General features: G+C 63.9%; 21 protein-coding genes and 5 tRNA genes. 3 read left to right on the top strand and 23 right to left on the bottom strand.

The window, feature by feature from the left end; genetic code table 11:
- Positions 1–5 precede the first annotated feature (5 nt).
- From rpsG to FA87_RS04110, 16 genes are all read right to left on the bottom strand, one after another.
- A complete protein-coding gene (gene rpsG, locus FA87_RS04185; RefSeq protein ID WP_036115503.1) occupies positions 6–473 on the bottom strand; it encodes a 30S ribosomal protein S7 in 468 nt (155 codons plus the stop codon).
- Between the two features lie 16 nt (positions 474–489).
- The gene (gene rpsL / locus FA87_RS04180; protein WP_036115505.1) at positions 490–864 is read right to left on the bottom strand and encodes a 30S ribosomal protein S12; all 375 of its coding nucleotides are present in this window, start codon (positions 862–864) and stop codon (positions 490–492) included.
- A 174-nt stretch (positions 865–1,038) separates the two neighbouring features.
- Positions 1,039–5,253 (bottom strand): DNA-directed RNA polymerase subunit beta', encoded by a 4,215-nt coding sequence (gene rpoC / locus FA87_RS04175; protein ID WP_043692604.1) that lies wholly within the window; start codon positions 5,251–5,253, stop codon positions 1,039–1,041.
- 25 nt (positions 5,254–5,278) lie between these two features.
- The gene (gene rpoB, locus FA87_RS04170) at positions 5,279–9,448 is read right to left on the bottom strand and encodes a DNA-directed RNA polymerase subunit beta (RefSeq protein ID WP_036115511.1); all 4,170 of its coding nucleotides are present in this window, start codon (positions 9,446–9,448) and stop codon (positions 5,279–5,281) included.
- A 242-nt stretch (positions 9,449–9,690) separates the two neighbouring features.
- Entirely contained in the window at positions 9,691–10,062 is a 372-nt protein-coding gene (gene rplL, locus FA87_RS04165; RefSeq protein ID WP_036115514.1) for a 50S ribosomal protein L7/L12, read from the bottom strand.
- Between the two features lie 44 nt (positions 10,063–10,106).
- Positions 10,107–10,640: a 50S ribosomal protein L10 gene (rplJ, locus tag FA87_RS04160; protein WP_036115517.1), complete on the bottom strand. Its 534-nt coding sequence runs from the start codon at positions 10,638–10,640 to the stop codon at positions 10,107–10,109.
- A 342-nt stretch (positions 10,641–10,982) separates the two neighbouring features.
- The gene (rplA, locus tag FA87_RS04155; protein ID WP_036115519.1) at positions 10,983–11,690 is read right to left on the bottom strand and encodes a 50S ribosomal protein L1; all 708 of its coding nucleotides are present in this window, start codon (positions 11,688–11,690) and stop codon (positions 10,983–10,985) included.
- 3 nt (positions 11,691–11,693) lie between these two features.
- Complete coding sequence (rplK, locus tag FA87_RS04150; RefSeq protein WP_036115523.1) at positions 11,694–12,122, bottom strand: 50S ribosomal protein L11; 429 nt, start codon at positions 12,120–12,122, stop codon at positions 11,694–11,696.
- Positions 12,123–12,324: 202 nt separating this feature from the next.
- Positions 12,325–12,885 carry a transcription termination/antitermination protein NusG gene (gene nusG / locus FA87_RS04145; protein ID WP_036115527.1) on the bottom strand — a complete coding sequence of 187 codons (561 nt, stop codon included), beginning with the start codon at positions 12,883–12,885 and terminating at the stop codon, positions 12,325–12,327.
- A gap of 8 nt (positions 12,886–12,893) precedes the next feature.
- Complete coding sequence (gene secE, locus FA87_RS04140; RefSeq protein WP_051943919.1) at positions 12,894–13,289, bottom strand: preprotein translocase subunit SecE; 396 nt, start codon at positions 13,287–13,289, stop codon at positions 12,894–12,896.
- A gap of 85 nt (positions 13,290–13,374) precedes the next feature.
- Positions 13,375–13,450: transfer RNA gene (locus FA87_RS04135), tRNA-Trp, on the bottom strand.
- 92 nt (positions 13,451–13,542) lie between these two features.
- Positions 13,543–14,733, bottom strand: a complete 1,191-nt coding sequence (gene tuf / locus FA87_RS04130; RefSeq protein WP_036115500.1) for an elongation factor Tu — start codon at positions 14,731–14,733, stop codon at positions 13,543–13,545.
- Positions 14,734–14,796: 63 nt separating this feature from the next.
- A tRNA-Thr gene (locus FA87_RS04125) sits at positions 14,797–14,872 on the bottom strand.
- A 26-nt stretch (positions 14,873–14,898) separates the two neighbouring features.
- Positions 14,899–14,972 (bottom strand) — tRNA-Gly (locus FA87_RS04120).
- A gap of 17 nt (positions 14,973–14,989) precedes the next feature.
- A tRNA-Tyr gene (locus FA87_RS04115) sits at positions 14,990–15,075 on the bottom strand.
- A 169-nt stretch (positions 15,076–15,244) separates the two neighbouring features.
- Positions 15,245–15,730, bottom strand: a complete 486-nt coding sequence (locus FA87_RS04110) for an acyl-CoA thioesterase (RefSeq protein ID WP_036115531.1) — start codon at positions 15,728–15,730, stop codon at positions 15,245–15,247.
- Between the two features lie 101 nt (positions 15,731–15,831).
- Between FA87_RS04110 and FA87_RS19720 the strand changes: the two genes are divergently transcribed.
- From FA87_RS19720 to FA87_RS04095, 3 genes are read left to right on the top strand one after another with little or no spacing between them, the layout of a single operon-like run.
- Entirely contained in the window at positions 15,832–17,748 is a 1,917-nt protein-coding gene (locus FA87_RS19720) for a SpoIIE family protein phosphatase (protein ID WP_052191138.1), read from the top strand.
- Positions 17,729–18,154, top strand: a complete 426-nt coding sequence (locus tag FA87_RS04100) for an ATP-binding protein (protein WP_052191137.1) — start codon at positions 17,729–17,731, stop codon at positions 18,152–18,154. Before FA87_RS19720 ends, FA87_RS04100 begins: the two co-directional genes overlap by 20 nt.
- Complete coding sequence (locus tag FA87_RS04095) at positions 18,151–18,525, top strand: STAS domain-containing protein (protein ID WP_036115534.1); 375 nt, start codon at positions 18,151–18,153, stop codon at positions 18,523–18,525. Before FA87_RS04100 ends, FA87_RS04095 begins: the two co-directional genes overlap by 4 nt.
- Before the next feature lie 6 nt (positions 18,526–18,531).
- On the opposite strand, the gene FA87_RS04090 is transcribed toward FA87_RS04095, so the two are convergent.
- The 7 genes from FA87_RS04090 to ispE form a co-directional block, all read right to left on the bottom strand.
- Positions 18,532–19,002, bottom strand: a complete 471-nt coding sequence (locus FA87_RS04090; protein ID WP_036115536.1) for a MarR family transcriptional regulator — start codon at positions 19,000–19,002, stop codon at positions 18,532–18,534.
- 111 nt (positions 19,003–19,113) lie between these two features.
- On the bottom strand, positions 19,114–20,205 hold the full coding sequence (gene ychF, locus FA87_RS04085; RefSeq protein WP_036115538.1) for a redox-regulated ATPase YchF: 1,092 nt from the start codon (positions 20,203–20,205) through the stop codon (positions 19,114–19,116).
- Between the two features lie 34 nt (positions 20,206–20,239).
- Entirely contained in the window at positions 20,240–20,818 is a 579-nt protein-coding gene (gene pth / locus FA87_RS04080) for an aminoacyl-tRNA hydrolase (RefSeq protein ID WP_036115540.1), read from the bottom strand.
- Positions 20,819–20,869: 51 nt separating this feature from the next.
- A complete protein-coding gene (locus tag FA87_RS04075) occupies positions 20,870–21,511 on the bottom strand; it encodes a 50S ribosomal protein L25/general stress protein Ctc (RefSeq protein ID WP_036115544.1) in 642 nt (213 codons plus the stop codon).
- A gap of 79 nt (positions 21,512–21,590) precedes the next feature.
- Entirely contained in the window at positions 21,591–22,529 is a 939-nt protein-coding gene (locus tag FA87_RS04070; RefSeq protein WP_036118253.1) for a ribose-phosphate diphosphokinase, read from the bottom strand.
- Between the two features lie 71 nt (positions 22,530–22,600).
- Positions 22,601–22,677 (bottom strand) — tRNA-Gln (locus tag FA87_RS04065).
- 66 nt (positions 22,678–22,743) lie between these two features.
- Positions 22,744–24,135, bottom strand: coding sequence for a 4-(cytidine 5'-diphospho)-2-C-methyl-D-erythritol kinase (gene ispE / locus FA87_RS04060; RefSeq protein ID WP_043692600.1), 1,392 nt, complete (start codon positions 24,133–24,135; stop codon positions 22,744–22,746).
- Positions 24,136–24,175 lie beyond the last annotated feature (40 nt).

Raw genomic sequence — 24,175 nt, 5'->3', positions numbered from 1 at the left:
TGTAATTACCAGCGGTAATGCGAGAAGGCCTTGTTGGCCTCCGCCATGCGGTGCGTTTCTTCGCGCTTTTTGACGGCGCCGCCACGGGATTCCGAGGCTTCGAGCAGTTCAGCGGCCAGCTTGCGCGGCATGGACGTCTCGCCGCGCTTGCGCGCCGCGTCGATCACCCAGCGCATGGCAAGCGCCATACGACGGCCCGGACGGACTTCGACCGGCACCTGGTACGTAGCACCACCGACACGACGCGACTTGACTTCGACGGCCGGGGCGATGTTGCCCAGGGCCTTCTCGACAAGCTGCACCGGCTCGGCGTGCTTTTCACCGATGTGCTGCAGGGCGCCGTACACGATGGATTCGGCGACGGACTTCTTGCCGGACTTCATCACCATATTGATGAAGCGGGCGATCAGCTGGCTTCCGTGCTTCGGGTCCGGGAGGACCACACGGGCGGGATGGGAACCTTTACGCGACATAATTCTTGTCCTTTACTCAGCTCTTCGGGCGCTTGGCGCCGTACTTCGAGCGCGACTTGCGACGCTTGGTCACGCCGGCGCAGTCGAGACTGCCGCGAACCGTGTGATAACGCACACCGGGGAGATCCTTGACGCGACCGCCACGGATCAGGACCACCGAGTGCTCCTGGAGGTTGTGACCTTCGCCACCGATGTAGCTGATGACTTCGAAACCGTTGGTCAGGCGCACCTTGGCAACCTTACGCAGCGCCGAGTTCGGCTTCTTCGGGGTGGTCGTATACACGCGCGTGCAGACGCCGCGGCGCTGCGGGCTGCTCTGCAGGGCCGGCGAGGCGCTCTTGTACGCCTTCGGGCTGCGGGATTTGCGCACCAACTGGTTGACTGTCGTCATGCGAAGCTATTCCTGAGAAACATAAAGGCAGACCGAAAGATCGGCCCGCCATAAGAACGTTGTTGACGTGCGCCGCCCGCGAAGCGAACTGGCGCCCATCGTCCTTGAATCCGAACACGAGGCGCGTCCCTGCGCCTCATTTCGTATGTACAAGCAAAACCCGCGATACGGGCCTTACTCAGCGCTATCGTTGGACCCGGCAGCGGATTCAGCGAACGTGACGGTCGATGCCGAACCCGAGAGGGTTTCGAGCTCCGAAGCCGTCAGACCGCCCTGGCTACGACGCGAAGCGTGGTATGCCAGACCCGTACCTGCAGGGATTAGCCGCCCAACAATAACATTTTCCTTCAGGCCCCGCAACGTATCCCGGGTACCGCGAACCGCTGCCTCGGTGAGGACGCGGGTGGTCTCCTGGAACGATGCCGCCGAGATGAACGACTCGGTGGCCAGCGATGCCTTGGTGATGCCCAGCAGGACCGATTCGAAGCCGGCGCGACGCTCACCACGAGCCTCCGCGCGGTCATTCTCTTCATTGATCCGGACGCGCTCCACCTGCTCACCGCGCAGGTAGGTGCTGTCACCCGCCTCGGTGATCTCGACCTTACGCAGCATCTGGCGAATGATCGCTTCGATGTGCTTGTCATTGATTTTCACGCCCTGCAGGCGATAGACGTCCTGAATTTCCTTGACCAGGTACGAAGCCAGCGGCTCCACACCCAGCAGGCGCAGGATGTCGTGCGGATTCGGCTCGCCGTCGACGACGGTTTCGCCCTTCTCCACGTGCTCGCCTTCGAAGACGATGACCTGACGCCACTTCGGAATCAGCTCTTCGTGCTCGTTGCCGTCCACGTCCTTGATGATCAGGCGCTGCTTGCCCTTGGTGTCCTTGCCGAAGCTGACGATACCCGAGCGCTCCGCGAGGATCGCCGGTTCCTTCGGCTTACGGGCTTCGAACAGATCGGCAACGCGCGGCAGACCACCGGTGATGTCGCGGGTCTTCGAGGTCTCCTGCGGGATACGAGCGACAACGTCGCCCACGCCCACTTCGGTACCGTTCTGGATCGACACGATCGCGCCGGCCGGCAGGAAGTACTGAGCCGCGATGTCCGTACCCGGCAGCTTGAGCTCGCGGCCCTTGCTGTCTTCCAGGCGAACGATCGGGCGCAGATCCTTGGCCTGCGTACCGCGACGCTTCGGATCGGTGACCACCGCCGACTCGAGGCCGGTGAGTTCATCGGTCTGCGACTGCACGGTGATGCCGTCGATGAAGTCGATGAAGCGCACCACGCCCGCCACTTCCGTAACGATCGGGTGGGTGTGCGGATCCCAGTTGGCGACGGTCTGACCGGACTTGACCGGGTCGCCGTCCTTCACCGAAATCGTCGCACCGTAAGGCACCTTGTAGCGCTCACGCTCGCGGCCGTTGGCATCGATGACGCTCACTTCGCCCGAACGCGAGACGGCGACCAGGTGACCCTGATTGTGCTCGACCGACTTCAGGTTGTTGAACTTCAGCGCGCCGGTGGTACGAACCGTGACGTTATCGACCGCTGCCGCACGAGACGCCGCACCACCGATGTGGAACGTACGCATCGTCAGCTGGGTACCCGGTTCACCGATGGACTGAGCGGCGACCACACCCACGGCCTCGCCCATGTTGACCAGGTGACCACGGGCCAGATCGCGGCCGTAGCAGAGTGCGCAGACACCGTGGCTCGCACGGCAGGTGATCGGCGAACGGACCTTGATCAGCTGCACCGAGGCCTTGTCGAGCTTGTCGACCAGGTACTCGTCGAGCAGCGTGTCGCGGGTCACGATGGCCTGGTCGTCGTCGCCGGGGGCGTAGACGTCCTCGACCACCACGCGACCCAGCACGCGCTCGCGCAACGGCTCGACCACGTCACCGCCTTCGACGATCGGGGACATCATGACGCCGTCTTCCGTGCCGCAATCGTGCTCGGTGATGACGACGTCCTGCGCCACGTCGACGAGACGACGGGTCAGGTAACCGGAGTTGGCGGTCTTCAGCGCGGTATCCGCGAGGCCCTTACGAGCACCGTGGGTCGAGTTGAAGTACTGCAGGACGTTCAGGCCTTCGCGGAAGTTCGCCTTGATGGGCGTCTCGATGATCGAGCCATCCGGACGGGCCATCAGGCCACGCATACCCGCCAGCTGACGAATCTGCGCCGCACTACCACGCGCACCGGAGTCCGCCATGATGTACAGCGAGTTCATCGACTTCTGGTTGACCGTCTTGCCTTCCGGGTCCTGGACCTTCTCGGTACCGATACCGTCGATCATCGCCTTGGCGACGAGTTCGTTGGTGCGGGACCAGATGTCGACGACCTTGTTGTAACGCTCGCCGGCGGTCACGAGACCCGACTGGTACTGCTCCTGGATCTCGACGACTTCCTTCTCGGCTTCCTCGAGGATGCCCTTCTTCTCAGCCGGGATCTTCATGTCGTCGATGCCGATGGAGATACCGGCGCGCGTCGCGAAACGGAAGCCGGTGTACATCAGCTTGTCGGCGAACACGACCGATTCCTTCAGACCGAGCAGACGGTAGCTCTGGTTGATCAGGCGCGAGATGTTCTTCTTGGTCAGCTCGGTGTTGACCAGCGCGAACGGGAGGCCGTCCGGGATGATCTCCATGAGCAGCGCACGGCCCACCGTCGTGTCGACGATGGCGGTACGCGACGACGTCGCACCCTCCGAGTCCTGCTCGGTGATATGAACGCGGACCTTGACCTTGGCGTGCAGCTCGACGGCGCGGTTGTCGTACGCACGACGCACTTCGCCGACGTTCGCGAACACCATGCCGGCGCCCTTCGCGTTGATCAGCTCGCGCGTCATGTAGTACAGACCGAGCACGACGTCCTGCGACGGCACGATGATCGGCTCGCCGTTGGCGGGCGACAGGATGTTGTTCGACGACATCATCAGGGCGCGCGCTTCGAGCTGTGCCTCGATCGACAGCGGCACGTGGACGGCCATCTGATCACCGTCGAAGTCGGCGTTGAACGCCGTGCAGACGAGCGGATGCAGCTGGATCGCCTTGCCTTCGATGAGGACCGGCTCGAACGCCTGGATGCCCAGACGATGCAGGGTCGGGGCGCGGTTGAGCATGACCGGATGTTCGCGGATCACGTCTTCCAGGATGTCCCAGACCTGTGCCTCTTCGCGCTCGACGAGCTTCTTCGCGGCCTTGATCGTCGTGGCTTCGCCACGAGCCTGCAGCTTGGCGAAGATGAAGGGCTTGAACAGCTCGAGCGCCATCTTCTTCGGCAGACCGCACTGATGCAGACGCAGCGTCGGGCCGACCACGATGACCGAACGGCCCGAGTAGTCGACGCGCTTGCCGAGCAGGTTCTGACGGAAGCGACCCTGCTTGCCCTTGATCATGTCGGCGAGCGACTTCAGCGCGCGCTTGTTCGTGCCGGTAATGGCACGACCGCGACGGCCGTTATCGAGCAGCGCATCGACCGACTCCTGCAGCATGCGCTTCTCGTTGCGGACGATGATGTCCGGCGCGGCGAGTTCGAGCAGACGCTTGAGGCGGTTGTTGCGGTTGATCACACGACGGTAGAGGTCGTTCAGATCGGAGGTGGCGAAACGACCGCCGTCCAGCGGGACGAGCGGACGCAGATCGGGCGGCAGCACCGGCAGGACGGTCATGACCATCCATTCCGGCTTGTTGCCCGACTCAAGGAACGCCTCGATCAGCTTCACGCGCTTGGTGAGGCGCTTGAGCTTGGTCTCGGAATTGGTCGAAGAGATCTCTTCCTTGAGGCGAATGACTTCGCCCGGCAGGTCGAGGCTCTTGAGCAGCTCGTAGACGGCCTCGGCACCCATGCGGGCATCGAACTCGTCGCCGTGCTCTTCGGTCGCTTCCAGGTACTGGTCTTCGCTGAGCAGCTGGCCGCGCTCGAGCGCGGTCAGGCCTGGATCGATAACCACGAAGGCTTCGAAGTACAGGATGCGCTCGATGTCACGCAGCGTCATGTCCAGCATGAGGCCGATGCGCGACGGCAGCGACTTCAGGAACCAGATGTGCGCGGTCGGGCTGGCCAGCTCGATGTGGCCCATGCGCTCGCGACGGACCTTGGCCAGGGTGACCTCGGTACCGCACTTTTCGCAGACCACGCCGCGGTGTTTCATGCGCTTGTACTTGCCGCACAGGCACTCGTAGTCCTTGATCGGACCGAAGATGGCGGCGCAGAACAGACCGTCACGCTCAGGCTTGAACGTGCGGTAGTTGATGGTTTCCGGCTTCTTCACTTCGCCGTACGACCACGAACGGATCAGCTCCGGCGAAGCCAGAGCGATCTTGATCGCGTCGAAGTCCAGCGTCTGTCGCTGCTGGTTGAACAGATTGAGCAGGTCTTTCATGCGTAATCTCCGGTAGCCGCGACGATCACTTGATCTCTTCCAGCTCGATATCGATAGCGAGCGAACGGATTTCCTTCACGAGCACGTTGAAGGATTCCGGCATACCCGCGGACATCTCGTGGTTGCCGTCGACAATGTTCTTGTACATCTGGTTGCGGCCCTGCACGTCATCCGACTTCACGGTCAGCATTTCCTGCAGGGTGTACGCGGCGCCGTAGGCCTCGAGCGCCCAGACTTCCATTTCGCCGAAGCGCTGGCCACCGAACTGCGCCTTGCCGCCCAGCGGCTGCTGGGTAACGAGCGAGTACGGGCCCGTCGAACGCGCGTGCATCTTGTCGTCGACGAGGTGGTTCAGCTTCAGCATGTGCATGTAGCCCACGGTGACCGGGCGATCGAATGCCTCGCCGGTACGACCGTCGAAGAGCACCGTCTGACCGGATTCCGGCAGGCCGGCGAGCTTCAGCATGTGCTTGATCTCGGTTTCTTCCGCGCCGTCGAAGACCGGGGTGGCCATCGGGACGCCGTCGCGCAGGTTGTCGGCGAGCTGGATGATCTCGGCGTCCGTCATCGACTTGAGGTCGACGTGGCGCACCGCACCTTCCGCACCGGCATTGCCGTGGTTGTAGACCTCGTCGAGGAACTCGCGCAGCTTCGCCGGCTTCTCGTTGGCTTCGATCATGGCCGAGATCTTGTGGCCCAGGCCCTTGGCGGCCCAGCCCAGATGGACCTCGAGAATCTGACCGATGTTCATACGCGAAGGCACGCCCAGCGGGTTCAGGCAGATGTCGACCGGACGGCCGTCGGCGGAGAACGGCATGTCTTCGACCGGAACGATCATCGACACGACACCCTTGTTGCCGTGGCGGCCTGCCATCTTGTCGCCCGGCTGGATGCGGCGCTTAACGGCGAGGTACACCTTGACCATCTTGAGCACGCCCGGAGCGAGGTCGTCGCCCTGGGTGATCTTGCCCTGCTTCTCCTTGAAGCGCTTGTCGAAGGCCTCGCGGTGACGCTTGACCTGGTCGGCCGCGCGCTCGAGGAACTCCGAGACTTCCTCTTCCTTGACGTTGATCTTGAACCAGTCGTCTTTCTTCAGCGTATCGAGGTAGGCGTCGTCGATGACGGTGCCGCGCTTGAGACCGCCCGGACCGCTCATCGCGGACTTGCCGACGAGCTGCGCACGCATACGTGCGTAGATGGCGCCTTCGAGGATGCGGAACTGATCGTCCAGATCCTTGCGGATCCGCTTCAGTTCGGTCTCTTCGATCTGCTTGGCGCGCTTGTCCTTCTCGATACCGTCGCGGGTGAAGACCTGCACGTCGATGACATTGCCGTCCATGCCCGGGGGCACGCGCAGCGAGCTGTCCTTAACGTCCGACGCCTTCTCGCCGAAGATGGCGCGGAGGAGCTTCTCTTCCGGCGTCAGCTGGCTCTCGCCCTTGGGCGTGACCTTGCCGACGAGGATGTCGCCCGCCTTCACTTCCGCACCGATGTACACGATGCCGGATTCGTCCAGACGAGCCAGCGCCTGCTCACCCACGTTCGGGATGTCGGCGGTGATTTCCTCGGCACCCAGCTTGGTGTCACGGGCGATGCAGGTCATTTCCTCGATGTGGATCGAGGTGTAACGATCTTCCTGGACCACGCGCTCGGAGATGAGGATCGAGTCTTCGAAGTTGTAGCCGTTCCACGGCATGAACGCGACGAGCATGTTCTGGCCGAGCGCGAGCTCACCGAGGTCGGTCGAGGAACCGTCCGCCAGGGTGTCGCCCACCGCCACGATGTCACCGACGTTCACCAGCGGACGCTGATTGAGGTTGGTGTTCTGGTTGGAGCGGGTGTACTTGGTCAGCGTATAGATATCGACGCCGGCGTCGTTCTCGTCCACTTCCGCTTCGTTGACGCGCACGACGATACGGGCGGCATCGACCTGATCGATGACACCGCCGCGCTTGGCGGACACGGTAACGCCCGAGTCACGCGCCACGGCGCGCTCGATACCCGTGCCGACGAGCGGCTTCTGGCTGCGCAGGGTCGGAACGGCCTGGCGCTGCATGTTGGCGCCCATCAGAGCGCGGTTCGCGTCATCGTGCTCGAGGAACGGCACGAGTGCCGCCGCGACCGACACCGTCTGCATGGGCGAAACGTCCATGTAGTTGATCTCGGCCGACGGACGCAGCTCCGACTCACCGCGGAAGCGGCAGGAGACGAAGTCTTCGAGGAACTTGCCTTCCTTCGACAGCGGCGAGTTCGCCTGCGCGATGACGTGGTCGCCCTCTTCGATGGCGGAGAGGTAATCGACCTTGTCGGTGACCTTGCCGTTCTCGACCTTGCGGTACGGCGTCTCGAGGAAGCCGTAAGCGTTGGTGCGGGCATACACGGCCAGCGAGTTGATCAGGCCGATGTTCGGACCTTCCGGCGTTTCGATGGTGCAGACACGGCCGTAATGGGTCGGGTGAACGTCGCGGACTTCGAAGCCGGCGCGCTCACGGGTCAGGCCGCCTGGTCCGAGCGCCGACACGCGGCGCTTGTGGGTCACTTCGGACAGCGGGTTGTTCTGATCCATGAACTGCGAGAGCTGCGACGAACCGAAGAACTCCTTCACCGCCGCCGCGACCGGCTTGGCGTTGATCAGTTCCTGCGGAGTCAGGCCTTCGGATTCAGCCAGCGACAGACGCTCGCGAACCGCGCGCTCGACACGGACGAGACCGATGCGGAAGGTGTTTTCCGCCATTTCGCCGACCGAACGCACGCGACGGTTACCGAGATGGTCGATATCGTCGACCGTGCCGGTGCCGTTGCGAATGTCGATCAGGACGCGCAGGACGTCGAGGATGTCGGAGGTCTCGCCCTGCTCGGCGACCAGACGCTGCGACTCTTCTTCCTTGCGCTCGGAGAAGTACTTGTGATCGTAGAGCACGCCCGGACCGATGACGTCCTTGCGGCCGACACGGCGATTGAACTTCATGCGGCCGACGCCCGAAAGGTCGTAACGGTCGAAGGTGAAGAACAGATTGAAGAACAGGTTCTGCGCGGCATCCTTGGTCGGCGGCTCGCCCGGACGCATCATCCGGTAGATTTCGACCAGGGCCTCGAGCTGCGTGCGCGTGTTGTCGATGCGCAGCGTGTTCGAGATGTACGCACCACGATCGAGATCGTTGACGTACAGCGTCGGCACGGTTTCGATACCGCCCTTGCGGAACTTCTCGAGGTGCTCGAGGGTGAGCTCGTCGTTGGCCGCGGCGATGATCTCGCCCGTGTCCTTGTCGATCATGTCGATCGCGACGATACGGCCGACCGGGTAGTCGTCCGGCACTTCGAGCGTGGTGATCTTCTCGCTGGCCAGCTGACGGACGTGGCGCGCGGTGATGCGCTTGCCGGCCTCGACCAGCACCTTGCCGTCGACCAGCAGGTCGAACGAGAGGGTCTCACCGCGCAGGCGCTCGGCGACGAGATCGAGCGTGACGCCGCCCTTCTTGCCCAGGTGGAACACGTTGTGCTCGAAGAAGATGTCGAGCATCTCTTCGTTGCCGTAACCGAGCGCGCGCAGGAGCACCGTCACCGGCAGCTTGCGGCGACGATCGATACGGGTGAACAGCGCGTCCTTCGGGTCGAACTCGAAGTCGAGCCACGAGCCACGGTAAGGAATGACGCGAGCCGAGAACAGCAGCTTGCCCGAGCTGTGCGTCTTGCCGCGGTCGTGATCGAAGAACACGCCCGGCGAACGATGCAGCTGCGAGACGATGACGCGCTCGGTGCCGTTGATGATGAAGGTGCCGGTGTCGGTCATGAGCGGGATCTCGCCCATGTAGACCTCCTGCTCCTTGACGTACTTCACGGCCTTCTTGGAAGCCGGGCTGTCCTTGTCGTAGATCACCAGGCGGACCGTCGTGCGCAGCGGCGCACCGAACGTCATGCCACGGTTGCGGCATTCACGTTCATCAAACGCGGGTTCGCCGAGCCTGTAGTCGACGTACTCGAGCGCGGCATTGCCGGAATAGCTGGAAATCGGGAACACCGACTTCAGGGCGGCGTGGAGGCCCTTCTCTTCGCGCTGCTTGGAGCTCAGCTGCTCCTGCAGGAATTCCTTGTACGAGTCAGTCTGGATGGTCAGCAGGTTGGGCACGCCCAGCACGGGCGGGCGCTTGCCGAAGTCCTTACGGATGCGCTTCTTCTCGGTAAACGAGTAGGTCATGGTAGGTACCGCCTCGACTCAGTAATGGGTCAATCAAAAATCGGATGGATCGAAAATCGGAGATCGAGATTCGTACCGCAGGGCATCGCTGCCCTCGACTCCCGATGTCCCATTTCCGACAGGGACAGCGTGGAACATGACGCGTGACGCTTCGAACGGGCCGCTGAACGGCCAAAGCCCGGGGGCTTACGCCCCCAGGCTCACTTGACGCTATGTCGAACTACTGGCGCGCAAGGCGCCGATTACTTGAGTTCGACCGTGGCGCCGGCAGCTTCCAGATCCTTCTTGAACTTGGCAGCGTCGTCCTTCGAAGCGGCTTCCTTCACGACGCCACCGGCTTCGGTCAGGTCCTTCGCTTCCTTCAGGCCGAGGCCGGTGATGGCGCGGACAGCCTTGATGACGTCGACCTTCTTGTCGCCAGCGGACTTGAGGATCACGTCGAACTCGGTCTGCTCTTCAGCGGCCGGGCCGGCAGCGGCCGGGCCAGCGGCGGCAACCGGAGCGGCAGCCGAGACGCCAAAGGTGTCTTCGATCGACTTAACCAGTTCCATGATTTCCATCAGGGACTTGGCCTTGATGGCTTCGACGATCTGTTCGGTGGTCAGGGTGGACATTGTTTCTTACCTTTAAATGGTTTCGATGAGAAAAGTCGGCGAACTTAGGCGGGTTCGGCTTCGGTCGGGGCGTCGGCGGCGACTTCGCCACCACCCTGCTGATCGGCCACTGCCTTGACGGCGCGTGCGAACATCGCAGCCGGTTCGGACAGGACGCGGGCCAGCATGGCAAGCGCTTCCTGGCGGGTCGGCAGCGACGCGAGAACGTCGACGTGCGCCGGGGGAAGCAGCTTGCCTTCCACCGAAACGACCTTCGGGATGAGCTTGTCGTTAGACTTTGCGAATTCCTTGATCACGCGCCCGGCAGCGCCGGGTTCTTCGAGCGAGAACGCATAAAGCAGCGGACCGACGAGAGCGTCCTGGACGACCTCGAACTCGGTTCCGGCGACAGCGCGGGCGGCAAGCGTGTTCTTGACAACTTTCAAGAAAACGCCCGACTCGCGTGCCTTCTTACGCATCGCGGTCATCTGAGAGACCGTGGTGCCTGCGTACTCGACAGCGACCAAGGAGTGAGCCTTAGCGGCGATTTCTGCCAGCTCTGCGACTACTTCTTGCTTCTGGGACAGATTGAGAGCCATTGCACTCCTCCAATTGAACTCCGCTCACGACTCCTGCCGTTTGCGGTCCTGGGCGACATCGTCCTGACGTCGGGGACACGACGTGTCCCGGGTGGTGGCCTTTCCCCATTCGAAACGAATACGGAAGGGGCTACACCATCTACGCAGGCCGGACACCGCGAGGTATCCGATTAAGCGAACCCGCTAACGACGACGGCGTTTCCATGCCAACACGAGCTCCCTGCTCGTCGCCGTCGCGCGCTGAACGCGCCTACGGTCTTTGACGGCTACCGTGGACTTGCGTCCCCGGCTGCCCTCAAAAACGTTCCCCCGCCGGCGAACCGGCGGGGGCCGTAAAACGGATTACTTGGCCGAGGTGTTCACGGTCGAGGTATCGACCGGCACGCCCACGCCCATGGTGCTCGACAGCGCGACCTTCTGGATGTACTGACCCTTGGCTGCGGAAGGCTTGGCCTTCAGCAGGTCGGCGATCAGGGCATTCAGGTTGTCGGCCAGCTGGGCGGCTTCGAAGCTCGCCTTGCCGATGGTGGCGTGGATGATGCCACCCTTGTCGTTACGGAACTTGACCTGGCCGGCCTTGGCGTTCTTGACGGCCGTGGCGACGTCGGCGGTGACCGAGCCGTCCTTCGGGTTCGGCATCAGGCCACGGGGACCGAGGACCTGACCGAGCTTACCGACAACGCGCATCGCGTCCGGCGTAGCAATGACGCGGCCGTAGTTCAGATCGCCAGCGGCCATCTTCTCGGCGAGGTCGTCCATACCGACAGCGTCGGCGCCGGCGGCGAGAGCGGCGTCAGCCTTCTCACCCGGCGGCACGAACACGGCCACGCGAACGGTCTTGCCGGTGCCGTGCGGCAGCAGCGAGGAACCGCGAACGCCCTGGTCGGACTTCTTCGCGTCGATGCCGAGACGGACCGAGACGTCGACCGACTCGCCGAACTTGGCCTTGGCGTTGTCCTTGACGATCTTCAGCGCTTCGTCGAGACCATAGGTCTTGCCGGGCTGGACAGCGGCCGATGCGGCCTTCATACGCTTAGTGAGCTTTGCCATGACTTAACCCTCCACCACCAGACCCATGGAACGCGCGCTGCCGGCGATCGTACGCACGGCGGCTTCGAGATCAGCAGCCGTGAGATCCGGCTCCTTCTGCTTCGCGATTTCCTCGAGCTGGGCGCGGGTGACCTTACCGACCTTGTCGGTGTTCGGCTTCTGCGAGCCCTTGGCCACGCCCGTGATCTTCTTGAGAAGGATCGAGGCCGGCGGGGTCTTCGTGATGAAGGTGAAGGTACGGTCCGAGTAGGCCGTGATCACGACCGGGATCGGAAGACCCGGCTCGAGCTTCTGCGTGGCGGCATTGAACGCCTTGCAGAACTCCATGATGTTCAGGCCGCGCTGACCGAGGGCCGGACCGACCGGCGGCGACGGGTTAGCCTGACCGGCCTTGACCTGCAACTTGATGTAACCAATGACTTTCTTTGCCATTTAACTTTCCTCGCGAGTGCTGACGCCTTGCGGCTCCTCGCTGTTGACCTTCCGTGGTGGTGAGGGGATCCGCACCTGCGAACCCCTGAAACGCGGACACGCCGAAGCGCAAGGCTCCAGCGTGGACCGGGCATTATAGGCGTCCGACCCGGGCTAAGCAACCCGATGCCGAATGGGCGGGAGCGATCCCGCCAGGAGGCCCTTAGGCCTTCTCCACCTGGCCGAACTCGAGCTCGACCGGGGTAGAACGACCGAAAATGAGCACCGCGACGCGCAGGCGGCTCTTTTCGTAGTTGACTTCTTCGACGACGCCATTGAAGTCGTTGAACGGACCTTCGGTGACGCGAACCATCTCGCCCGGCTCGAAGAGAACCTTCGGACGGGGCTTTTCGACACCCTCGCGCACGCGGCTGAGGATAGCGTCAGCCTCGGTATCGCGGATCGGGTGCGGACGATCGGCGGTGCCGCCGATGAAACCCATGACCTTCGGGGTTTCCTTGACCAGATGCCAGCATTCGTCGTCGATGCGCGGCACCTTGCCGCTCGTATCGGTTTCGATCTGGACCAGAACATAACCCGGGAAGAACTTGCGCTCGCTGCGACGCTTCTGGCCGCCGCGCATCTCGATGACTTCCTCGGTCGGGACCAGGATCTCACCGAACTTCTCTTCCATACCTTCGCGCACGACGCGTTCGGTCAGGGCCTTGCGAACCTGCTGTTCGAAACCCGAATAGGCGTGAACCACGTACCAGCGCTTGCTCATGCCTTACCTCAATGTCCGAGCTTAAGCAGCCAATCGAGCACGATGGTTTTAAGCAACCAGTCGATCAGCCCCATCAGCAGCGAGAGAATGATGACGACCACGATGATGATGCCGGTGGTCTTCAACGTTTCGTCACGCGACGGCCAGACGACCTTGCGCAACTCGAACTGCGATTCGGAGATGAAACCACGCAGCTTGCGGCCGGGCACCGTAAAGGCACCAATCGCCATGGCGGCGACGACCGCGGCGATAACGCCGACGACGCGCGCGAAGGACGGCACGCTCGGGTTATCGCTGAAATAGTAGAAACCGACGATGCCGGCGACGAGCACCACCAGCGCGAGCGCCAGCTTGCCGAAATCGGCCGGGCCCATACTCTTGGCTTGTTCTGCCTTGGTGTTCATGCGCGCTTGGCCTGGTGCCTGACGGACGTAGCGAGCGAAACCGCCTGCTTGCGCCCGGCGTCAACCGCCGTCGTTCCTCGAAAAGTGGCACGCCAGGAGGGACTCGAACCCCCAACCTGCGGTTTTGGAGACCGCTGCTCTGCCAATTGAGCTACTGGCGTACAAATGAAACCGTTGAACCGCGGGGCGGGCAGTCAAAGACCGACCCGCCCCGCGACCGGGTGCCGACCCCGAGGGGCCGGCATCACTTATCTTACTTGTTGATCTTGGCGACGACGCCGGCGCCGACGGTACGACCGCCTTCGCGGATCGCGAAGCGCAGACCTTCGTCCATGGCGATCGGGAAGCCCAGGGTCACCGAGATCTTCACGTTGTCGCCCGGCATCACCATCTCGACACCTTCCGGCAGCTTGATCGAACCGGTCACGTCCGTGGTACGGAAGTAGAACTGCGGACGATAGTTGCTGAAGAAAGGCGTGTGACGGCCACCCTCGTCCTTCGACAGGATGTACACCTCACCCTCGAACTCGGTGTGCGGCGTGACCGACTTCGGAGCAGCCAGCACCTGGCCGCGCTCGACGTCTTCACGCTTCAGGCCGCGAACCAGCACGCCGACGTTGTCACCGGCCTGACCCTGGTCCAGCAGCTTGCGGAACATTTCCACGCCCGTGACCGTCGTCTGCTGGGTGTCCTTCAGACCGACCACTTCGGCCGGGTCACCCACCTTCACGATGCCGCGCTCGACGCGACCGGTCAGCACCGTGCCGCGACCCGAGATCGAGAACACGTCTTCGACCGGCAGCAGGAACGGCTTGTCGATCACGCGCTCCGGCTCCGGAATCCAGCTGTCCAGCGCATCGACCAGCTTGATGATCGACGGCACGCCGATTTCCGACTGGTCGCCGTCCAGCGCGAGGCGGGCCGAACCGTGAACGATCGGGGTGTCGTCGCCCGGGAACTCGTACTTCGACAGCAGTTCGCGAACTTCCATCTCGACCAACTCGAGCAGCTCGGCGTCGTCGACCATGTCGGCCTTGTTCAGGAACACGACGATGTACGGCACGCCGACCTGACGCGAGAGCAGGATGTGCTCGCGGGTCTGCGGCATCGGGCCGTCAGCGGCCGAGCACACCAGGATCGCGCCGTCCATCTGCGCCGCACCCGTGATCATGTTCTTCACATAGTCAGCGTGGCCCGGGCAGTCGACGTGACCGTAGTGACGGTTCGGCGACTCGTATTCCACGTGCGCGGTCGAGATCGTGATGCCGCGTGCCTTCTCTTCCGGCGCCGCATCGATCGAACCGTAGTCCTTGAACTCGCCACCGAAACGCTCGGCGCCGATCTTGGTCAGGGCAGCCGTGAGCGTGGTCTTGCCGTGATCGACGTGACCGATGGTGCCGACGTTGACGTGCGGCTTCTTACGTTCGAACTTACCCTTTGCCATGAGCGCTAAACTCCGCTGGAGCCAATGAGATAGTAAAAAAGGAACCGCCGCGGGCGACGAAGATGGTGCTCATGACTGGAATCGAACCAGCGACCTCTTCCTTACCAAGGAAGTGCTCTACCGACTGAGCTACATGAGCACGAAACGCAGCGCGCGTAAGATCAATGGAGCGGGAGACGGGAATCGAACCCGCACAATCAGCTTGGAAGGCTGAAGTTCTACCATTGAACTACTCCCGCACTGCGCGGAACTCGTTTGGTGGAGGAAGGTGGATTCGAACCACCGAAGGCGTAAGCCAGCAGATTTACAGTCTGCCCCCGTTGGCCGCTTGGGTATTCCTCCAACATAGAACGCCTATTGTCGCGAGCGCCCCGGAAACTGTCAATAACTTCCGCACGTAAAATACACATGCCTTGACCGTTTACCGACGCCCGGACAGCCCACCGATACGGGTTGTCGGTGAGCGAGCCGCGCAGTGTAACGAGGCGGGTCGCCCTTGGGAAGCGTTTTGTCAGGCCTCCCGCGTGGCGAGCACCAGTGGCTCCATCGCACGCGACATTTCCATCAGCTTGAGGGCGTACTCCTGCAGGCGCAGATCCCTTTCTTCCACCGGCTTCCAGGGCGGAACCGGGGTCGGCTTGCCGCCGTCCGCCTTGTCCATGGCCACGAAGACCATCACGCAACTGGTGGCCAGACGCTGTTCGCCGCTACGGAGGTCCCGTGCGAGGACGTCGACCGCGAGGTGCATGCTCGATGTGCCGGTATGGATCAGACGGGCACGGACGGTCACGAGGTCGCCGATGAGAATCGGTGCAAGGAACTGGATGCCACTGACCGAAACGGTCACGCAATAGGCGCCACTCCAGCCCACCGCACAGGCGTACCCTGCCTGATCGAGCCACTTCATGACCATGCCGCCGTGGACCTTGCCGCCGAAGTTCACATCGGTCGGTTGGGCGAGGAAACGGAATTCGACTTCTCGCTGGGTGCCGGACATGCCGCTACCTTGCTGGGGAAAGTCACATTATGGCTGCTGGGCGGCTTGTCGGACCGCCCCGTGCGGCATAGATTCGAAGCCATCGTCCCCGGGAGCGCCCCATGGTCCTTCGCAGCGTCGCCTCGCGACTCGCCCTGGCAATGCTTTTGGGGTCGGCGATCATCATGATCGTGACCGGCGGACTGCTGCTATCCCACACCCGTGAGCAGACGCTGGCCCAGACCCAGCGCGAAGCGGCCGCCGTCGTCCAGTCCGCCGCCGTCCGCATCCAGGGACGCATCGACGGGGTCGCCACCATCGGACGCACCCTCGCCGCCCTCCTTCACGACCGTCGGGACCAGGCCCCCGCCCTCATTCGCGACACGCTCGCCGCGAACCCGGAGATCGTCGACATCAGCGCCGCCTTCGTACCGCGGGACAGCTCGGCGGTACGCGATCAGGACGCCCCGGTAGTACGTCGCGGTCCCGGTGGCTCGCTCATCGCCAGCAGCCGTAGAACGGATCCGGAGCCGTACTGGAGTTCCGACTGGTTCGTGCAAGGCCTGAACTGCGACAGCGGCTGTTGGCAAGCGCCATTCCGGATGGCCGGTCGGCCCGAGACCCTCGTGGGCTATTCGGTCGCGATACCGGGCACGAGCCGCATCCCGGTCATCGGCGTCGCCGACGCCACCATCAGCCTCGACTGGCTCCAGCGACTCCTCAGCCAGCTCGGCAAGCCTGAACACGCTTCCGCGTTCGTGGCCGACAGCGACGGCATCTTCCTCGCGCATGACTGGACGTCGTACATCGGCAGCCGGGCCAGCCGCCCTCTGAGGGAGGCCATGGCGACGGGAAAGAACCCGGTACGCCTGACGCCCGAGATGGGCGCGCGCGTGAGCGAGCCCGTCTGGGTCTACTACGTACCGATTCGTGGGACCGGCTGGATCTTCGGACTGAGCATGCCTGAGCGCGCCGTGCTGGCCGACCTCCGGCGCACCTACATGGTGGACATCCTGCTGGGACTGCTGGCGCTCGCCGGGGTGTCGCTCATCGCACTGATCGTGACACGCCGCCTCATGGCCCCGTTGGGCGTCCTGGCCGAGCGCGCGGAAAACGTGGCGCGAGGCGACCTGGATTTCGCCCTGCCCGACGTCCGGCGGAACGACGAGGTAGGTCGCCTCACCCGGGCCTTCGACCATATGCGGCATCAGCTCGCGGGCCATATCGATACCGCGAAGCGCACCGCCCGTGAGCAGGAGCGTATCGCCAGCGAGCTGGAGATCGCCCGCCAGATCCAGCTTGCCCTCATCCCGGAACCGCGCTGGCTCGCCGCGGACGGTCGTATCGAGCTGTTTGCCGCGCTGCGCCCGGCCAGTGCGGTGGGCGGCGATCTGTACACGTATTTCGCGCTCGGCGCGAAGCACGTCTGCGTCATGGTCGGCGACGTCTCCGACAAGGGCGTGCCGGCCGCCCTGTTCATGGCGCGGACGATCACTCTCGCGCGCACCATCGCCACGCACGCACGGTCGCCGAGCGACATCCTCGCCGCGCTCAACCGTGAGCTGTGCAAGGGCAACGACACCTGCATGTTCGTCACCCTGCTATGCGGTGTCGTGGAGACCGAAACCGGGATGCTCAGCATGGCCAGCGCCGGGCACGAACAGCCCGTACTGCACGCCGGCGGAAGCGCCATCCTCGTCGACGTCGAAACCGGCCCCGCCCTCGGCCTCGATCGCGAAGCGCGCTACCCTGTGCGGGTGATGACACTGCTGGGGGGCGACACCGTAATCATGTACACCGATGGCGTCAGCGAAGCGCACGCAGGCAATCAGCGCCTTTATGGCGCGGATGCCTTGCTCGACAGCGTCTCGCGCATCGGCGAAGGCGCGACACCGGAGGCGCTCGTCACCGGCGTTCTGAACGACGTCGACGCTTATGTCGAGGGCGCCCCCGCTTACGACGACATCGCACTGCTCGCGCTGACCTGGCACGACGCCGGGGTGAAAGGAGTCCGCCTCGATGCGGTTGCGCATTCCTAATCGTCTCGAGGACGTGTTTCTTGCCCTCGACCGCGCCGGGAGCGCGCTCGAACGCGGCGACGTCGATCCCGCCTGTCGCACGGACGTCCGCCTCGTGCTCGAAGAGCTGCTGGTGAATACGGTCCGTCATGGCTATCCCGACGGGCGCGACGGCAGCATCGAGATTCAGCTGGACATCGGCAACGACATGGTCCGACTCGAGCTGCGCGACGATGCCATGCCCTTCGATCCGCTGGAACCGGAACCGCCGGAACTCCCTGGCGATATCGCCCTGCGCGACATCGGCGGACTCGGCTTGCATCTTGCACGCAGCATCGCCAGCGATTTCCACTATGCACGCGACGAACACGGCAACCGTGTCGTCATCCGCTTCGATCCATCCCTGTCCGACGAGCCTGCCCCATGACCCTGATCGTTCGCAGTGAATCCCCGACCACCGACCGCAGCACCGTGTGGCTGGAAGGCCGCCTCGATGCGGCGACCTTCGGCGAATTCGACGACGCACTGCGCGATATCACCCCGCTCGTGGACAACGGGGGCACGCTGATCATCGATCTGTCCGCGCTCGATTACATCAGCAGCGCCGGCCTGCGCAGCCTCGCGCAGCTACGCAAACAGATGCAGGATCGTGCCGGCCGCACGTTGCTGCTGAACCCACAGCCGCAGGTGAAGAAGGTTTTCGAGATCGTGAAAGCGGTGCCGGTGGCGGAAGTATTCGCCAGCGTGGCCGAACTGGATCAGTACCTGGATCACATGCAGCGGCAGATCACCGGCTGAGGTCCGTTAGCCGCTCTTCGCGGTATCGATCAGGCTCGCGCGCAGCGTTTCCAGCTGCGCCTTCAGACCGACGAGCTCATCGATCTCGCAACCGGTCGCGCAGAACACGTCGACGGGAACATGCCCGGTTTTCTCGCGCAACGCCCTGCCTTCGTCGGTGAGCGTGACGAGGACCTGCCGCTCATCGCGCGTACCGCGCGTGCGCACCACGTGGCCCGCTGCCTGCAATCGCTTCAGCAGCGGGGTAAGCGTGGCCGAGTCGAGAAACAGCCGGTCGCCCAGTTCCGACACGGTGATGCCGTCGCGCTCCCACAGCACGAGCATGACGAGGTATTGCGGGTAGGTAAGGTCCAGCTTTGCCAGTAGCTGGCGGTAGAGCTTCCCCATCGCGAGGTTCGCGGAATACAGCGAAAAGCACAGCTGCCCGTCGAGGGTACGCGGGGCTTCGACGCCTTCCGGAAGGGATTTCCTGCTCATGCCCTGAATGTAGGGTTGTGGATATTGAATTGCAAGCGATTGAATTGCGCGGCGCGAAAAAAAGGCCTCGCGTGAGCGAGGCCTCTCGTTATCACCGATGAACAGCCGGAATCAGACGTTGAAGCGGAAGTGCAGAATGTCGCCTTCCTTCACCAGGTATTCCTTACCCTCGAGACGAAGACGCCCGGCTTCCTTCGCACCCTGCTCGCCGTTGAACTTGATGAAGTCGTCGTAGCCCACCGTTTCGGCGCGAATGAAACCACGCTCGAAATCAGTATGGATGACGCCGGCCGCCTGCGGCGCGGTGGAACCGGCGCGGACCTGCCAGGCACGGACTTCCTTTTCGCCGGCGGTGAAATACGTCTGCAGGCCGAGCAGCGTGTAGCCTGCGCGGATGACGCGGTTGAGGCCCGGCTCTTCGAGGCCGAGATCCTTAAGGAACTCGTCGCGATCGGCGTCTTCGAGCTGAGAGAGCTCTTCTTCGATGGCGGCGCAGATGGGCACGACCTCGGCACCCTCTTCCACAGCACGCGCACGCACGGCGTCGAGGTGCGGATTGTTCTCGAAGCCGTCTTCCGCCACGTTGGCGATGTACATCAGCGGCTTCATCGTGATCAGGAACATGTCGCGGACGAGGGCTTTTTCCTCGGCATCGAGACCAGCCGCACGGGCCGACTTGCCCTGATCGAGCGCGACGCGGAGCTTCTCCAGCACCGGTTTCTTCGCGATCGCGTCCTTGTCGTTGGCCTTGGCCGAACGGGTGGCGCGGTCGAGCGCCTTCAGCACGGCCTCGAGATCGGCCAGCGCCAGCTCGGTATCGATGGTCTCGATATCGGCGATCGGGTCCACCTTGTTCGCCACATGAATGACGTTGCCGTCTTCAAAGCAGCGTACGACGTGCGCGATGGCGTCGGTCTCGCGGATGTGCGCGAGGAACTTGTTGCCCAGACCCTCGCCCTTCGACGCGCCCGCCACGAGACCGGCGATGTCGACGAATTCCATGGTGGTGGGAATGACGCGCTGCGGCTTCACGATGCCGGCCAGCGCGGTCAGGCGCAGGTCGGGCACGGGGACGATGCCGGTGTTCGGCTCGATCGTGCAGAACGGGAAGTTGGCGGCGGCGATGCCCGCCTTGGTCAGCGCATTGAAAAGGGTGGACTTGCCGACGTTAGGCAGGCCGACGATGCCGCATTTGATGCCCATGGCGATCTTGGTCCGGTAAAGGTAATTGGTGCGGTCAGGCGACCGTGTGCAGGCGCTTCATCGCCTCTTCGAACTTGCCATCCAGCGCCAGCGGCAGCACGTCGAACGCGCGCCCGATGCCGTGCATGATGGCGTCCTCGTCGGCCGCGTTGGGACGACCGAGCACCCACGGGGTGACCTTGTCCTTGTGCCCGGGGTGGCCGATGCCGACCCGCAGGCGGTGAAACTTGCCGTGCCCGAGGTGGGCCACGATGTCACGCAAGCCGTTCTGGCCGCCGTGGCCACCATCGAACTTCATGCGGACGGTGCCAGGCGGGAGGTCCAGTTCGTCGTGGGCGACGAGGCACTCTTCCGGCGCGATCTTGTAGTAGCGCAGCGCCGACGCGACGGCGATGCCACTCTTGTTCATGAATGTCGCGGGCTTGAGCAGCCAGACGGTCTCGCCACCGATACGCAGCTTGCAGGTCTCGCCATGCAGCTTGCCGTCGAAGGTCCAACGCTCCCCCTGGTCCATGGCCAGGGCGTCGACACACCAGAACCCGGCATTGTGCCGGGTCCTGACGTATTCGGCCCCGGGGTTACCGAGGCCGACGATAAGACGAAGTGTCGCCATAGACCGAAGCGGGTGCGGCCCGCGGCGCCGGAGCGCGCGGACCGCCGCCGATTACTTCTTGTCTTCGGTCGAAGCGTCGCCTTCAGCGGCCGGCGCTTCCGGATCGACTTCTTCCTGGATCGAGGCGACGGTCACGACGGCGACGTCGTGTTCCTTGCCCAGGGCCAGTTCCGGGATTTCCACGTTGGCCGGCAGCTTGAGGTCGGACAGGTGGATGATCGAGCCGGCGTCGAGCGTGGCCAGGTCGAGTTCGATGAACTCCGGCAGGTGCTTCGGCAGGCACGAAACCACGACTTCCGTCAGGTTGTGCGAGATGACCAGACCCGAGGTCTTGCCAGCCGGCGACTTTTCCTGGTTGAGGAAGTGGATGGGCACGGCGACCTTGACGGCCTCGTTCTCGTTAACGCGCAGGAAGTCCATGTGCAGCATGAGCTGACGGAACGGGTGCTTCTGCCAGTCCTTGATCAGGACCTTCTGCTTCTTGCCGTCGACCGTGAGGTCGATGACCGAGGAGTAGAACGACTCGAAGCGCGAGCCGAGCAGCACGTCGTTGTGGAGAACCTGGATAGCCTGCGGAGCCTCGTTGGCGCCGTAGACGATAGCCGGCACGTAACCCGCGGTACGAAGGCGGCGGCTCGCACCCTTCCCTTCGATCTTGCGGCTCGTGGCGGTGAGCTGATGATTGGTAGCCATGGTGTTGCCTCAAGTAAACCGCCTCACGGCGGTGGTAAAGGGCTTCCCCGCGACCAGGGAAGCCCGAAAAATCAGATACTTAGTCGATATAGAGCGAACTGACCGATTCACCGAAGGCGATCCGGCGGATGGTCTCCGCAAGCAGTTCCGCGACCGACAACTGACGGATTTTCGCACAGTTACGGGCGTTGTCGCGCAACGGCAGCGTATTGGTGACCACCAGCTGGTCGAGCGAGGAGCCTTCGATGTTGGTGATCGCGGCGCCCGACAGCACCGGATGGACGCAGTAGGCGACGACCTTGCGGGCGCCCTTTTCCTTCAGCGCGGCCGCGGCGGCGCACAGGGTGCCGGCGGTATCGACGATGTCGTCGACCAGAATGCAGGTCTTGCCTTCGACGTCGCCGATGATGTTCATGACCGTGGCCACGTTCGCCTTGGGCCGGCGCTTGTCGATGATCGCGAGATCGGCGTCGTCCAGGCGCTTGGCGAGCGCACGCGCGCGCACCACGCCACCGACGTCGGGGCTGACCACGATCAGGTCGTCCATGCTGTGATGGCGCCAGATGTCCGCCAGCAGTACCGGCGAGGCGTACACGTTGTCGACCGGAATATCGAAGAAGCCCTGGATCTGGTCGGCATGGAGGTCGATCGTCAGCACGCGGTCGGCGCCGGCGGTCGCGATCATCTTGGCGGCCAGCTTGGCCGTGATCGGCACGCGCGACGAGCGCGGGCGACGATCCTGGCGGGCATAGCCGAAATACGGCATGACCGCGGTGACGCTGCCGGCCGATGCGCGCTTGAGCGCGTCGATCATGACCAGCAGGTCGAACAGATTCTCCGCGCTGGGGGCACCCGTCGGCTGAATGACGAAGACCTCCTGCTTACGGACGTTTTCTTCGATCTCGATCTGCGCCTCGCCATCGCTGAACCGGCCGATGAGGGCCTTGCCGAGCGGGATGCCGAGCCGCGCGGCGACATCGTCGGCGAGCGCACGGTGCGCATTGCCGGTAAACAACATCGGGGTGGACGTGTCCACGGAGGAACTCCTGGCGTGAGATGGGTGGGTATCGGCTATGTGCCACCGCGAGGTGGCTGGGGCGGCAGGATTCGAACCTGCGCATGCGGGAATCAAAATCCCGTGCCTTAACCAGCTTGGCGACGCCCCAACAATTCGTTCCGGCGAGCCATCCGGCCCACCTTGGCTTTGCCGCAGCCCGCGGCCCTTCCCGTCCTTACGACATGTGTCCTTGAGCAGCGTCGATCCGGTCCCGCGTCACCAGGAGCGGGGAAGGATCGACGCCCACCGCCACGTGGGCGACGAAGCCCGCGGGACAGCGTGAGGCGATGCCGAGCGCCGCCTCGTGGGTTCTTGTTTCGAGAAAAATGCAACCGCCGCTGCCGGAAAGCCGCGCGCGACCGAAGCCGCCCAGCCAGTCCAGTGCCGCCGCCACCCGCGGGTGACGCGCGCGAACCACAGGCTCGAAGGCGTTCTCCGCGGAATCCCCGGAAACAAAGGCCGAAATTGTCGCCTGAGGGGCATGACGTGTCAATTCGGGCGCGGCAAAAAGTGCCGCGGTGGGCACATGCTCGCGGGGATCGACGACGACGTACCAGCGGCGGGGCAGACGGATAGGCGTCAGCTGCTCGCCCACGCCCTCGGCCCAGGCGGAGCGGCCCCTGACGAAGACTGGCACGTCGGCACCGAGGCGGACCGCCAGGGCCGCCAGGGCGTCTTCATCCAGGCCCGTTTTCCACAAGGCGTTCAGGCCCACCAGGACGGTCGCGGCATCGGAACTGCCCCCGCCGAGACCGCCGCCCATGGGTATCCGCTTGAACACCTCGATGTCGGCGCCCAGGACGGTGCCGGTCTCGGCGGCCAGGAGGCGCGCCGCGCGAACCGTCAGATCGGCGTCCTCGGGGACGCCCGCCACCGGGGTCGGACGCGCGATCCTTCCATCGTGGCGCACGCGCAGGCGAACCTCGTCGCCCCAGTCCAGCAGGCGGAACACCGTCTGCAAGGCGTGGTAACCGTTGTCGAGACGGCCGACGATCCGCAGAAAAAGATTGAGCTTGGCCGGGGCCGGCCAGACCGTCCAGTCGCCCGGCGCCAGCGGGGCCAGGTCGCGACTCATGAACACGCGCAGGTGATCGGGGAAACCGTTCTCGCGATCGCGTTCGAGTGCCCGGGCGAAGCCGGGCGCGTGCTTGTCGACCACCACGAAGCCATGCTTCGCGTAGAAAGGCGCATTCCACGGCACGTCGGCCAGCGTGCCCAGATCGACGCGACGGAAGCCGGCCTCGCGCGCCCACCGACAGGCATGCTCCAGCAGCGCCGCACCGATGCCCTGGCCACCGAAAGCGGGAAGCACGTCGATTTCAGCGATGCCGATCGCGTCCGGGCGCCCATCGGTCTCGAGGCAGACGAAACCGACGACCTCGTCATCCACCGTGGCGACCCAGACACGCCCCCGGGAGATCAGTTCGTGGACGATCTCGCGCGGCAAGGCCATGGACGAATACGACGGCCACGCCGGATGTCCACGGAACAACGCCACGGCGGCACGCTCGATGTCGCACAGCCGCTCGGCGTGATCCGCGACGGCGCGGGTGATCTCAAAGTTCATCGCGGGAGCCGGATGTGCACGGGGCGCCGAGTATAGCGGC

This window comes from Luteibacter sp. 9133, assembly GCF_000800155.1.
GTDB lineage: Bacteria > Pseudomonadota > Gammaproteobacteria > Xanthomonadales > Rhodanobacteraceae > Luteibacter > Luteibacter mycovicinus.
This window is presented reverse-complemented; position numbering and strand designations above follow the sequence as displayed.